This window comes from Rhizobium rosettiformans (assembly GCF_016806065.1).
In the GTDB taxonomy this organism is placed as follows: Bacteria; Pseudomonadota; Alphaproteobacteria; order Rhizobiales; family Rhizobiaceae; genus Allorhizobium.
In genome coordinates this window covers 3,203,210-3,217,614 of sequence record NZ_CP032405.1, presented here as the reverse complement: position 1 = coordinate 3,217,614, position 14,405 = coordinate 3,203,210, and the positions used below count along the sequence as shown (strand labels likewise).

The window sequence follows — 14,405 nt, the reverse complement described above, 5'->3', positions numbered from 1 at the left end:
CGCATACGCAGAGACAGTGAATTACCATGACTGGCCGGCCCCTAATTTTCAAAAATCACAGACGCACCCCGGGGTGCCCCTGTCACTCTCTTCATTCATGAGGAGCCCTGCCGAACTCAGCCCGTCACCAGGCCCTGAAATCTGCAGCGCTGAGAACTGCCGGTGCAAATCACCGTGCGATTCTGATCGTGGCCGGCGACATACACCGCAAACGGCCTCTCGTCAATCCGGCCGACGGCACGAATTGGCGACATGCGCGCTGTCTGCATAACTGGCTTGCACCAATCAACAGACGGAAACAAAAAGCGGCCCCGGGCTTGTGGCCCAGGGCCGCCAATTCAATCAATTACTCGATGATCGAAGCGACGATGCCGGCGCCGACGGTACGGCCGCCTTCGCGGATAGCGAAGCGCAGCTTTTCTTCCATCGCGATCGGAACGATCAGCTCGACTTCAACCGTGACGTTATCACCAGGCATAACCATTTCCGTGCCTTCCGGAAGCGACACGATGCCGGTCACGTCCGTGGTGCGGAAGTAGAACTGCGGACGATAGTTGGTGAAGAACGGCGTATGACGGCCGCCTTCTTCCTTCGTCAGGATGTAGGCTTCTGCCATGAACTTCTTGTGCGGCTTGACAGAGCCCGGCTTGCACAGGATCTGGCCACGTTCAACCGCATCGCGGGTCACGCCACGCAGAAGTGCGCCGATGTTGTCGCCAGCCTGGCCCTGATCGAGCAGCTTGCGGAACATTTCAACGCCCGTGCAGGTCGTCTTCGTCGTCGGACGGATGCCGACGATTTCGATTTCTTCGCCGACCTTGACGATACCGCGCTCAACGCGACCCGTCACAACCGTACCACGGCCAGAGATCGAGAACACGTCTTCGATCGGCATCAGGAACGGCTGGTCGATCGGACGCTCAGGCGTCGGGATGTAGGCGTCAACCTGAGCCATCAGCTCGCGGATTGCGTCTTCACCGATCGTCTTGTTCGAGTCTTCCAGAGCGGCCAGAGCCGAGCCCTTGACGACCGGGATGTCGTCGCCCGGGAAGTCGTAGGACGACAGAAGTTCGCGAACTTCCAGTTCAACGAGCTCGAGCAGTTCGGCGTCGTCGACCTGGTCAACCTTGTTGAGGAAGACGACGATCGCGGGAACGCCAACCTGACGGGCGAGCAGGATGTGCTCGCGGGTCTGCGGCATCGGGCCGTCAGCTGCCGAGCAAACCAGGATCGCGCCGTCCATCTGCGCTGCACCGGTGATCATGTTCTTGACGTAGTCGGCGTGGCCGGGGCAGTCGACGTGTGCGTAGTGACGGTTCGGCGTCTCATACTCGACGTGTGCCGTCGAGATGGTGATGCCGCGCGCCTTTTCTTCCGGAGCGGCGTCGATCTGGTCATAGGCCTTGAACTCACCGAAATACTTGGTGATCGCAGCCGTCAGAGACGTCTTGCCGTGGTCGACGTGGCCGATCGTGCCGATGTTGACGTGCGGCTTGTTGCGCTCAAACTTACTCTTTGCCATTTTCGGCTCTCCATTTTCTGGTCCCCGTCAGGGGAAATTCACAAATTCAATTGGACGGTCGGGGTATCCCGGTCACTTCTGACCGGAATACTTAGCCTGGATTTCAGCAGCAACGTTCGACGGGACCGGTGCGTAGTGATCGAAGGTCATCGAGTACTGTGCGCGGCCCTGCGACATGGAGCGCAGGTTGTCGACGTACTTGAACATGTTGGCGAGCGGGACGTGAGCATTGATCACGATCGCGATGCCGCGCTGTTCCTGGCCCTGGATCTGACCGCGACGCGAGTTCAGGTCACCGATCACGTCACCGACGTAATCTTCAGGTGTTACCACTTCGACCTTCATCATCGGCTCGAGCAACTGTGCGCCAGCCTTCTTGGCTGCTTCACGGAAGCAGGCACGCGATGCGATTTCGAAGGCGAGAACCGACGAGTCGACGTCGTGGAAGGCACCGTCGATGAGGGTGGCCTTGACGCCGAGCATCGGGAAGCCGGCGAGCGGACCAGACGACAGAACGCTTTCGATACCCTTCTGAACGCCCGGGATGTATTCCTTCGGAACTGCACCACCGACGATCTTGGACTCGAACTTGAAGTCTTCGCCATCCGGGTTCGGTTCGAAGACGAGCTTGACGCGCGCGAACTGACCGGTACCACCAGACTGCTTCTTGTGCGTGTAGTCTTCTTCGTGCTGACGCGTGATCGTCTCACGGTAAGCAACCTGCGGAGCACCAACGGTTGCTTCAACCTTGAACTCGCGACGCATACGGTCAACGAGAATGTCGAGGTGAAGCTCGCCCATGCCGGCGATGATGGTCTGGCCCGACTCCTGGTCAGTCTTGACGCGGAACGACGGATCTTCAGCAGCCAGGCGGTTGAGCGCAAGACCCATCTTTTCCTGGTCGCCCTTGGTCTTCGGCTCGATCGCGATCTGAATGACCGGCTCGGGGAATTCCATGCGCTCGAGGATAACCGGCTTCAGGGGATCGCAGAGCGTGTCGCCTGTCGTCGTTTCCTTGAGGCCAGCGAGAGCAACGATGTCGCCTGCAAAGGCTTCTTCGATGTCTTCACGGCTGTTGGAATGCATCTGCAGCATGCGGCCGACGCGCTCGCGCTTGTCCTTGACCGTGTTCAGAACCGACACGCCCTTTTCGAGCTTGCCCGAATAGATGCGTGCGAAGGTGAGCGAACCGACGAAGGGGTCGTTCATGATCTTGAACGCGAGCATGGCGAGCGGCTCTGCGTCGTCAGCATGACGCTCGATCTCGGCTTCCGTCTTGAAGTCGATACCCTTGATCGCCGGGATGTCCAGCGGCGAAGGCAGGTATTCGACGACGGCGTCGAGCAGCGGCTGAACGCCCTTATTCTTGAAGGCGGTACCGCAGAACATCGGATGGAACTTGACGTCGATGGTGCCGCGGCGAACCAGGGCACGGATCTTGTCGTTATCAGGCATGATGCCGTTCAGGTAGTCTTCCATCGCCTGTTCGTCGATCTCGACAACGGTCTCGATCAGCTTTTCGCGATATTCTTCGGCCTTGTCCTTCAGATCGTCCGGGATTTCGACAACGTCCCAGGCAGCGCCGAGGGACTCGTCACGCCAGACGAGAGCGTTCATCTCGATCAGGTCGACAACGCCCTTGAACTCGGACTCAGCGCCGATCGGGAGCTGCATGACAACTGCGGTGGCGCCGAGACGGGTCTTGATCATTTCTACCGAGCGGTAGAAGTCAGCGCCGGTCTTGTCCATCTTGTTGCAGAAGATCATCCGAGGGACGTGGTACTTTTCAGCCTGACGCCAGACGGTTTCGGTCTGCGGCTCAACGCCAGCATTGGCGTCGAGAAGGGCTACTGCACCGTCGAGAACGCGCAGCGAACGCTCGACTTCGATGGTGAAGTCAACGTGGCCGGGGGTGTCGATGATGTTGAAGCGGCGCATCTTGCCGTCGCGACCCTTCCAGAAGGTCGTCGTGGCAGCCGAGGTGATCGTGATGCCACGCTCCTGCTCCTGCTCCATCCAGTCCATGGTGGCTGCGCCGTCATGAACTTCGCCGATCTTGTGCGACTTACCGGTGTAATAGAGGATACGCTCGGTGGTCGTGGTCTTGCCGGCGTCAATGTGCGCCATGATGCCGAAGTTGCGGTAGTCTTCGATTTTATATTCGCGAGCCATAACGGACTGCCTTTCGATATTCGATCGGTTGATTACCAGCGGTAATGCGAGAAGGCGCGGTTTGCATCGGCCATCTTGTGGGTGTCTTCGCGCTTCTTGACGGCGCTACCGCGGTTGTTCGCTGCGTCGAGCAGCTCGCCGGAAAGGCGGTCGACCATAGTGGTCTCGTTGCGCTTGCGGGCAGCGGTGATCAGCCAGCGGATCGCGAGAGCCTGACGGCGCTCCGGACGAACATCGACCGGGACCTGGTAGGTCGCACCACCAACGCGGCGCGAGCGGACTTCAACATGCGGCGCGACGTTGTCGAGCGCCTGATGGAAGATCGCAATCGGTTCCTGCTTGGACTTGTTCTGAACGACGTCAAAGGCACCGTAGACGATGCTCTCAGCGACCGACTTCTTGCCGTGAAGCATGATGGCGTTCATGAACTTGGTGACGACGAGATCGCCGAACTTCGGGTCCGGATTGATTTCGCGCTTTTCTGCACTGTGGCGACGGGACATACTATTTGTCTCTCAACGGTTAGGGACGCTTTATCACGCGGAGAACCTCGCGCAGCGCCGGTATCTTGTGAATGAAGGACCGAAGCTTACTTCGGACGCTTCGCACCGTACTTCGAACGGCGCTGCTTACGGTTCTTGACGCCCTGGGTGTCGAGAACGCCGCGGATGATGTGGTAACGAACACCCGGCAAGTCCTTTACGCGGCCGCCACGGATCATGACGACAGAGTGTTCCTGCAGGTTGTGACCTTCACCCGGAATGTAGCCGATGACTTCGAAGCCATTGGTCAGGCGGATCTTGGCAACCTTACGGAGAGCCGAGTTCGGCTTCTTCGGGGTCGTGGTGTAGACGCGGGTGCAAACGCCACGCTTCTGCGGGTTTTCCTGCAGAGCAGGAACCTTATTGCGCTTTACCTGTGCCTGACGAGGCTTGCGGATCAGCTGGTTTACGGTAGGCATATACCCATCCCTTGCAAAATCTAGTCTCAAGCCCTTTCAGGCCCTGTTGGTTTGCCGTTTCCGGCGGCGGCCGCACAGTTTTCTTCATGCGCAAAATGTGGCCCGACCCGTTTTCGCGGATGGACCACAAAAGACAGAGGACGCACTGAAAGAGTGCGTCGTGCGAGCAGCATTTGTGTCGTCAACGTGCGTTTGGAGACCTGTTTGAGATGAACTTCAGGACGAGTCGTCCCGAAAAATGCGATCTCACATGGGCTCCGATGGCCGGGGTACTACTGTTTTCCCCCCTTAACGTCAAGTCACATCTCGCAATTAATGCCCTGAGCCCCCTGCCCGGCCGGGAGTCTGGCGGTTTCGGCATGGGAAAACGGAGATGCGAAGACGATTTGGCTTGGCTTGCGCCGCGAAACTTCTAGATAGGTAGAGACAGAGGGTCAACCGCCCTCACCGTGTGTCGAATCGGCCGCGGCAAAAGAATCGATCCGGCACAACAGGAAGACCAGGCGCCATGATCACCAGCCCCGACAATGACAACAATCGCGACGAGCCGATGGTGTTCATCGTCATCGCCAAGGCCTATGAGACCGAAGGCGGCCAGCCGATCGACCTGCACGTCATGCTGACCGCCCCCGACGATGACACGGCCGTGCGTCTGACGCTGAACGCGCTCTCTGAAGAAGGCTTCCTGGAAGCCGACCTCGACCAGATCGGCATGATCACGGGTGCGCCGGACGAAGAGCCGCATGCCTCAGCCTATCAGGGCGCGCTCGAAGGTGAAGTCGCGATCATCCGTTTCGCCTGAGATTACACCCACACAGCCGCAGAGCCAGAGGCCGGTCCATCGACCGGCCTTTTTCGTTGCGTGTTTCAAGACGCATGCTCGTGGCGACGGCAGCCGCAAGCGCGGCAGATGCCCGCCCTCCCCACTAAGAGTCGGAACGAAAAGACCGCCCGGAGATGGCTCCGGGCGGTCTTTCTCGGTTCAGAACGGTCCAGCTCCCGATTACTCGGCGGCAGGAGCGCTTTCGCCAGCGAGGTTCTGCAGCATCGGCGTTGCGACGTCTGCGCCGGTGCCCTTCTTGCGTTCCTCGAGGATGAGGTCGTCGCGAGACGTGGCGATGCGGCGGATCTGCGTCATGGTACCACCGGTACCGGCCGGGATCAGACGGCCAACGATGACGTTTTCCTTCAGGCCCTGCAACGTGTCGGTCTTGCCGGCGATCGCAGCTTCCGTGAGAACCTTGGTGGTTTCCTGGAAGGATGCGGCCGAGATGAACGACGGCGTCTGCAGCGAGGCCTTGGTGATGCCGAGAAGGACCGGATCGCCGTATGCCGGCTTCTTGCCCTCTTCGACCAGCCGGTCGTTGTTGTCGTCGAGTTCGATCCGGTCGACGTTGTCACCCACGATGTAGTGGCTGTCGCCAGCGTCGGTGATCTCGACCTTCTGAAGCATCTGGCGAACGATCACCTCGATGTGCTTGTCGTTGATCACAACGCCCTGCAGACGGTAGACTTCCTGGATTTCGTTGACCAGATACGAGGCAAGTGCCTCGACGCCCTTGATCGCCAGGATGTCGTGCGGAGCCGGGTTACCGTCGAGGATGTAGTCACCCTTTTCGATATAGTCGCCTTCCTGAAGGTGGAAGGGCTTGCCCTTCGGGATCAGGTATTCGACAGGCTCGACACCGTCTTCAGCCGGCTCGATGATGACGCGACGCTTGTTCTTGTAGTCGCGGCCGAGGCGGATCGTACCATCGATCTCAGCGATGATGGCATGGTCCTTCGGACGACGGGCTTCGAACAGTTCGGCAACGCGCGGCAGACCACCGGTGATGTCCTTGGTCTTGGCGCTTTCCAGCGGCGAACGTGCAAGCACGTCACCCTGGGAGACCTTCTGACCAGGCTCGACGGACAGGATCGCGTCGACCGAGAGCTGGAACCGGGCTTCGCCGCCACGGGCCACCTTCAGAACATTGCCGCTGGCATCCTTGATGACGATTGCCGGCTTGAGGTCCGTACCGCGCGGGGTCGAACGCCAGTCGATAACCTGACGCTTGGTGATGCCGGTCGACTCGTCGGTGGCTTCGAGCACCGAGATACCGTCGACGACGTCCTCGAAATGCACGATACCCTCGACTTCCGTCATGATCGGGCGCGTGTATGGATCCCACTCGGCCAGACGCTGGCCGCGCTTCACCTTGTCGCCGTCGTCAACGAAGACCTTCGAACCATAGGCCACGCGCTGCGAGGACCGCTCGACACCACGTTCGTCGAGGATCATCACGGCCATGCTGCGGCCCATGGCGATCAGGGTGCCATCGGAATTGCGCAGCATGTTGCGGTTCTTGATCTGCACCGTACCTTCGTACGAGGCTTCAAGGAACGACTGGTCGACCACGGTCGCGGTACCGCCCAAGTGGAAGGTACGCATGGTGAGCTGGGTGCCCGGCTCGCCGATCGACTGTGCGGCGATAACGCCGACGGCTTCGCCCATGTTGACGGGCGTACCGCGTGCTAGGTCGCGGCCGTAGCAGATCGAGCAAACGCCGGTCTGAACTTCGCAGGTCAGGGCCGAACGGATGCGGATCGACTGGATACCAGCCTTTTCGATCTCGATGACATCGGGCTCAAGGATCATCTTGCCGGCATCAACGATGCGCTCACCCGTAACAGGATGATCGATATCATCGAGGGCCGTGCGACCGAGAACGCGGGCACCGATGGAGGCAACCACCTGACCGGCATCAACGATCGCTGTCATGGTGAGGCCCTTGTCGGTGCCGCAATCCACGAGGTTGACGATGCAATCCTGGGCCACGTCGACGAGACGACGGGTCAGGTAACCGGAGTTCGCGGTCTTCAGAGCGGTGTCTGCGAGGCCCTTACGGGCACCGTGGGTCGAGTTGAAGTACTCGTTAACGGTCAGACCTTCCTTGAAGTTCGAGATGATCGGCGTCTCGATGATTTCGCCCGACGGCTTGGCCATGAGGCCGCGCATGCCGCCCAGCTGACGCATCTGGTTCGGTGAACCACGAGCACCCGAGTGCGACATCATGTAGATGGCGTTCATCGGCTTCTGGCGGTTGGTTTCCGGGTCGAACTCGACAGCCTTAATGCGGGCCATCATGTCTTCGGCAACCTTTTCGGTGGCCTTGCCCCAGGCATCAACGACCTTGTTGTACTTCTCGCCCTGAGTGATCAGGCCGTCGTTGTACTGCTGCTCGTATTCCTTGACCAGCGTTTCGGTGTCGCCAACAATCTTCGCCTTGGTTTCCGGGATGATCATGTCGTCCTTGCCGAACGAAATGCCAGCCTTGCAGGCGTGGGTGAAGCCGAGCTGCATGATGCGGTCGCAGAAGATGACCGTGTCCTTCTGGCCGCAATGGCGGTAGACCGTGTCGATCATCTTGGAGATGTTCTTCTTGGTCATTTCCTGGTTGCAGATGTCGAAGGGCACGTTGACGTTCTTCGGAAGAAGTTCGCCGATGATCATGCGGCCAGGCGTGGTTTCATAGATCTTCGAAACCGGGTTGCCCTCGGCGTCGACGGTCTTGAAGCGGCCACGGATCTTGGCGTGCAGCGTGACGATCTTGTTTTCCAGAGCGTGGTGCAGTTCGCCCATGTCGGAGAAAGCCATGCCTTCGCCCGGTTCGTTCTGGTTCTGGATCGACAGATAGTAGAGGCCGAGAACCATATCCTGCGAAGGAACGATGATCGGCTGACCGTTAGCCGGGTGCAGGATGTTGTTCGTCGACATCATCAGGACGCGGGCTTCGAGCTGAGCTTCGAGCGACAGCGGCACGTGAACGGCCATCTGGTCACCGTCGAAGTCGGCGTTGAAGGCCGTGCAGACGAGCGGGTGCAGCTGGATAGCCTTGCCTTCGACCAGGATCGGTTCGAAGGCCTGGATGCCCAGGCGGTGCAGCGTCGGTGCGCGGTTCAAGAGCACCGGATGCTCGCGGATAACCTCGTCGAGGATATCCCAGACCTCAGGCTTTTCCTTTTCAACCAGCTTCTTGGCCTGCTTGACGGTCGAGGAGTAACCCTTAGCGTCGAGGCGAGCGTAGATGAACGGCTTGAACAGTTCGAGCGCCATCTTCTTCGGCAGGCCGCACTGGTGCAGCTTCAGTTCCGGACCCGTCACGATGACCGAACGACCGGAATAGTCGACGCGCTTGCCGAGCAGGTTCTGGCGGAAGCGGCCCTGCTTGCCCTTGAGCATGTCGGACAGCGACTTCAGCGGACGCTTGTTGGCGCCGGTGATGACGCGGCCGCGACGGCCGTTGTCGAAGAGCGCGTCTACAGATTCCTGCAGCATGCGCTTTTCGTTGCGGATGATGATGCCAGGCGCGCGCAGTTCGATCAGGCGCTTCAGACGGTTGTTACGGTTGATGACGCGACGATAGAGATCGTTCAGGTCAGACGTCGCGAAGCGGCCGCCATCCAGCGGAACCAGCGGGCGCAGATCCGGTGGGATGACCGGAACGACCTTCATGATCATCCATTCCGGACGGTTGCCGGATTCCATGAAGTTCTCGACGATCTTCAGGCGCTTCATCAGCTTCTTCTGCTTGAGATCCGAGGTGGTCTCAGCCAGATCAGCACGCAGATCGCCAGCGATCTTCTCGAGGTTCATCGAGGCCAGCATCTCGTAGATGGCTTCAGCGCCGATCATGGCGGTGAACTGGTCTTCGCCGAACTCGTCGACGGCCATCATGTACTCTTCTTCAGAGAGCAGCTGGTTTTCCTTGAGCGAGGTCAGGCCCGGCTCGGTCACGATGTAGTTCTCGAAGTAGAGAACGCGCTCGACATCCTTCAGCGTCATGTCCAAGAGCGTGGAGATGCGCGACGGCAGCGACTTCAGGAACCAGATGTGGGCGACCGGGGCTGCGAGCTCAATGTGGCCCATGCGCTCGCGGCGAACGCGCGACAGCGTAACTTCGACGCCGCACTTTTCGCAGATAATGCCCTTGTACTTCATGCGCTTGTACTTGCCGCACAGGCATTCGTAGTCCTTGATCGGTCCAAAGATACGCGCGCAGAAAAGGCCGTCACGCTCGGGCTTGAACGTACGGTAGTTGATGGTTTCCGGCTTCTTGATCTCGCCGTAAGACCAGGAAAGGATCTTTTCCGGGCTCGCGATCGAGATCCGGATGGAGTCGAAGTGCTGGGCCGGCACTGTCGGGTTGAAAAGGTTCATGACCTCTTGGTTCATGCCTGTCTCCTTGATGGGGCAGAGAGCCCTCGATTGGGTCGCGGTGGCGGCGAATTCCCGGGATGCCGCGCCGGACCCTGAAATGACAATAACCGCGAAATGCGGCGAAACTCCCCTTCCCGTCCCGATATTGGCCTTCGGGGCGAGCCGGGAATGGCGTGCGCGGCGATCTTACGCCACGCACGCCTTGTCAAACTTACTCGGCTGCGTCGGGCAGCTGGCCGTCTTCCGGCAGAAGCTTCGAGTTCTCGAGTTCGACGGAAAGGCCGAGAGAGCGCATTTCCTTGACGAGAACGTTGAAGCTTTCCGGAATACCGGCCTCGAAGGTGTCGTCGCCACGGACGATCGCCTCGTAGACCTTGGTACGGCCGGCCACGTCGTCCGACTTCACGGTGAGCATTTCCTGCAGGGTGTATGCAGCACCGTAGGCCTCGAGCGCCCAGACTTCCATTTCCCCGAAGCGCTGACCGCCGAACTGCGCCTTACCACCGAGCGGCTGCTGGGTGACGAGCGAGTACGGGCCGATCGAGCGGGCGTGGATCTTGTCGTCGACAAGGTGGTTCAGCTTGATCATGTACATGTAGCCGACGGTGACCTGACGGTCGAAGGCTTCACCGGTACGACCATCATACAAGGTCGACTGACCAGACGGGTTGAGACCTGCACGCGTCAGCATCTCGGAGACGTCGCTTTCATGCGCACCGTCGAAGACCGGCGTGGCGATGGATACGCCGCGCTTGGCTTCTTCGGCAAGCTTGACGAGTGCGTCGTCGTCGAAGTGCTTCACTTCGTCATGCGCTTCCGACTCGTAGATCTCCGTCAGTTCCTTGCGCAGATCGGTGATGTCGAGGTGCTTGCGATAGTCCTCAAGCATCTGACCGATCTTCTTACCCATGCCGGCGCAAGCCCAGGCAAGGTGGGTTTCAAGGATCTGACCGACGTTCATACGCGAGGGAACGCCGAGCGGGTTCAAGACGATGTCGACATGCGTGCCATCTTCGAGGAACGGCATGTCCTCGACCGGTACGATGCGCGAGACAACACCCTTGTTGCCGTGACGGCCCGCCATCTTGTCGCCTGGCTGGATCTTGCGCTTCACAGCAACGAAGACCTTGACCATCTTCATGACGCCCGGAGGCATTTCGTCGCCGCGCTGGACCTTTTCGACCTTGTCCATGAAGCGCTGTTCAAGGCGCGACTTGGATTCGTCGTACTGGCCGCGGAGCGCTTCGAGTTCGCCCTGCACCTTTTCGTCTTCGACTGCAAACATCCACCACTGCGAGCGGGGATATTCGGAGACGACGGCGTTGGTGAGTTCGACGCCCTTCTTGAAGCCCTTGGGACCTGCGATCGAGACCTGACCACGGAGCATGTCGATCAGACGGCCGTAGACGTTACGGTCGAGGATCGCCTGTTCGTCGTCACGGTCCTTGGCGAGGCGTTCGATTTCCTCGCGCTCGATGGCCATCGCGCGCTCGTCCTTCTCAACGCCGTGGCGATTGAAGACGCGAACTTCGACGACGGTACCAAACGTGCCGGGCGGCATGCGCATGGAGGTGTCGCGAACGTCAGAGGCCTTTTCACCGAAGATGGCGCGCAGAAGCTTTTCTTCCGGCGTCATCGGGCTTTCGCCCTTCGGCGTGATCTTGCCGACCAGGATGTCGCCCGGCTGAACTTCGGCACCGATGTAGACGATACCGGCTTCGTCGAGGTTCTTCAGCGCTTCTTCCGAAACGTTCGGAATGTCGCGCGTGATTTCTTCCGGACCAAGCTTGGTGTCGCGGGCCATGACTTCGAATTCCTCGATGTGGATCGAGGTGAAGACATCTTCCGAAACGATGCGCTCCGACATGAGGATCGAGTCCTCATAGTTGTAGCCGTTCCAGGGCATGAACGCGACGAGCGCGTTACGGCCAAGTGCCAGATCGCCGAGGTCGGTCGACGGACCGTCCGCGATGATGTCACCCTTGTTGACGATGTCGCCAACGGTCACCAGCGGGCGCTGGTTGACGCAGGTGTTCTGGTTCGAGCGCTGGAACTTCTGCAGACGGTAGATGTCGACGCCCGACTTGGACGGATCGAGATCTTCCGTGGCGCGGATAACGATACGGGTCGCGTCGACCTGGTCGACCACGCCGCCGCGACGGGCGCCGATGGCAGCGCCGGAGTCACGAGCCACGATCGGCTCCATGCCGGTTCCAACGAACGGGGCTTCGGCACGCAGAAGCGGCACGGCCTGACGCTGCATGTTCGAGCCCATGAGAGCGCGGTTGGCGTCGTCGTTTTCGAGGAACGGAATGAGAGCGGCCGCGACCGAAACCAGCTGCTTCGGCGAGACGTCCATCAGGTTAATGGTGTCGCGCGGGGACAGCATGACTTCGCCAGCATGACGGCAAACGACGAACTCTTCGACGAACTGGCCATCGGCCGTCAGCTCTGAGTTGGCCTGGGCCACGTAGTACTTGGCTTCTTCCATTGCCGACAGATAGACCACGTCCATCGTCACCTTACCGTCGATGATCTTGCGGTACGGGCTTTCGATGAAGCCGTACTTGTTGACCCGTGCGAAGGTGGCGAGCGAGTTGATCAGACCGATGTTCGGGCCCTCAGGCGTTTCAATCGGGCAGATACGGCCGTAGTGGGTCGGGTGAACGTCGCGGACTTCGAAGCCTGCACGCTCGCGGGTCAGACCACCCGGTCCAAGAGCCGAGAGACGGCGCTTGTGGGTGATTTCCGACAGCGGGTTCACCTGGTCCATGAACTGCGACAGCTGCGAGGAGCCGAAGAATTCGCGGACAGCAGCAGCAGCCGGCTTGGCGTTGATCAGGTCCTGCGGCATGACGGTGTCGATTTCGATCGACGACATGCGTTCCTTGATCGCGCGCTCCATGCGGAGCAGGCCGAGACGGTACTGGTTTTCCATCAGCTCGCCGACGGAGCGAACGCGACGGTTGCCGAGGTTGTCGATGTCGTCGATCTCGCCCTTGCCATCACGCAGTTCGACCAGCATCTTGACCACGGCCAGGATGTCGTCCTTGCGCAGAACGCGGACGGTATCCGGGCAGTCGAGGTCGAGACGCATGTTCATCTTGACGCGACCAACGGCCGACAGGTCGTAACGCTCGGCGTCGAAGAACAGCGACTGGAACATGGCTTCCGCCGAGTCCATGGTCGGCGGCTCACCCGGACGCATGACGCGGTAGATGTCGAACAGCGCGTCCTGACGGTTCTCGTTCTTGTCGGCGGCAAGCGTGTTGCGGATGTAGGCGCCTACATTGATGTGGTCGATGCCGAGAACCGGAATCTCTTCGAAGCCCGAGTCGAGAATCTGCGGGAGCGTCTTCTCGTCGATCTCTGCGCCGGCTTCCATGTAGATTTCGCCGGTCGACATGTTGACCAGGTCTTCGGCAAGGTAGTTGCCGAACAGGTCTTCGTCCGATGCCTTCAGGAACTTCAAGCCCTTGTCGGTTAACTGGCGCAGGAGACGCGGGGTCAGCTTCTTGCCGCCTTCGACGACAACTTCGCCGCTGTCGGCGTCGATGAGGTCGGAGATCGCCTTCGCACCCTTGAGGGTCTCAGGGTTGAACGGGAAGCGCCAGCCCTTGCCGTCACGCTCATAGACGGACTTCGAGTAGAAGGTCGACAGGATTTCTTCGCCGTCCATGCCAAGCGCCATCAGCAGCGAGGTCACGGGGATCTTGCGGCGACGGTCGATACGTGCGTGCACGATGTCCTTGGCGTCGAACTCGATGTCGAGCCAGGAACCGCGATAGGGGATGACGCGCGCAGCGAACAGCAGCTTGCCAGACGAGTGGGACTTGCCCTTGTCATGGTCAAAGAAGACGCCCGGCGAGCGGTGCATCTGGGAGACGATGACGCGCTCGGTACCGTTGACGATGAAGGTACCGTTGTTGGTCATCAGAGGCATGTCGCCCATGTAGACGGACTGTTCCTTGATGTCCTTGATCGAGCGTGCGCCCGTATCCTCGTCAATATCGAACACGATCAGCCGAAGCGTGACCTTGAGCGGTGCGGCATAGGTCAGGTCGCGCTGACGGCATTCGTCGACGTCGAACTTCGGCTGCTCGAATTCGTAAGAGACGAATTCCAGCATCGATGCACCGGAGAAATCGGTGATCGGGAAGACGGACTTGAAAACGGCATTCAGCCCCTCGTCGGGACGGCCACCCTTGGGCTCGTCAACCATGAGGAACTGGTCATAAGATGCCTTCTGAACCTCAATGAGGTTCGGCATTTCTGCGACTTCTGGAATTTTTCCGAAAAACTTGCGTACGCGCCTGCGACCGTTAAAGGTAAGGGTCTGAGCCATCGTCGCTCCTTGTCAGTTTGCACCCGGGCCTGCAACAGACGGTGACCGCTGGCCAGGCGGCTCCGTCAAAAAATGGATCGTTCAATCTCGTCTCGAGATCCGGACGGCCGGCCGGTTTGCCGGGCGCGCGGGTCAAGACCATCCTCTTGAGAACCCATTACCCAGGAACCGTTTTCATACGGTTCCTGGGTAATATGTTCGGAGG

At 59.7% G+C, this 14,405-nt stretch carries 7 protein-coding genes; 1 reads left to right on the top strand and 6 read right to left on the bottom strand.

Going from position 1 to position 14,405, the window contains the following annotated elements; all coding sequences use genetic code 11:
• Positions 1 to 346: 346 nt before the first annotated feature.
• The 4 genes from tuf to rpsL form a co-directional block, all read right to left on the bottom strand.
• Positions 347 to 1,522 carry an elongation factor Tu gene (gene tuf / locus D4A92_RS15710; protein ID WP_203015300.1) on the bottom strand — a complete coding sequence of 392 codons (1,176 nt, stop codon included), beginning with the start codon at positions 1,520 to 1,522 and terminating at the stop codon, positions 347 to 349.
• Positions 1,523 to 1,594: 72 nt separating this feature from the next.
• Positions 1,595 to 3,694, bottom strand: a complete 2,100-nt coding sequence (fusA, locus tag D4A92_RS15705) for an elongation factor G (protein WP_203015319.1) — start codon at positions 3,692 to 3,694, stop codon at positions 1,595 to 1,597.
• A gap of 32 nt (positions 3,695 to 3,726) precedes the next feature.
• Positions 3,727 to 4,197, bottom strand: a complete 471-nt coding sequence (gene rpsG, locus D4A92_RS15700) for a 30S ribosomal protein S7 (protein WP_006728778.1) — start codon at positions 4,195 to 4,197, stop codon at positions 3,727 to 3,729.
• 86 nt (positions 4,198 to 4,283) lie between these two features.
• Positions 4,284 to 4,655 (bottom strand): 30S ribosomal protein S12, encoded by a 372-nt coding sequence (rpsL, locus tag D4A92_RS15695; RefSeq protein ID WP_003507760.1) that lies wholly within the window; start codon positions 4,653 to 4,655, stop codon positions 4,284 to 4,286.
• A gap of 508 nt (positions 4,656 to 5,163) precedes the next feature.
• Between rpsL and D4A92_RS15690 the strand changes: the two genes are divergently transcribed.
• Positions 5,164 to 5,457 carry a hypothetical protein gene (locus tag D4A92_RS15690; protein ID WP_054149591.1) on the top strand — a complete coding sequence of 98 codons (294 nt, stop codon included), beginning with the start codon at positions 5,164 to 5,166 and terminating at the stop codon, positions 5,455 to 5,457.
• A 201-nt stretch (positions 5,458 to 5,658) separates the two neighbouring features.
• On the opposite strand, the gene rpoC is transcribed toward D4A92_RS15690, so the two are convergent.
• Both rpoC and rpoB read right to left on the bottom strand, forming a co-directional pair.
• On the bottom strand, positions 5,659 to 9,870 hold the full coding sequence (gene rpoC / locus D4A92_RS15685; RefSeq protein WP_203015314.1) for a DNA-directed RNA polymerase subunit beta': 4,212 nt from the start codon (positions 9,868 to 9,870) through the stop codon (positions 5,659 to 5,661).
• 196 nt (positions 9,871 to 10,066) lie between these two features.
• Entirely contained in the window at positions 10,067 to 14,200 is a 4,134-nt protein-coding gene (gene rpoB / locus D4A92_RS15680) for a DNA-directed RNA polymerase subunit beta (protein WP_203015312.1), read from the bottom strand.
• Between the last annotated feature and the right edge of the window lie 205 nt (positions 14,201 to 14,405).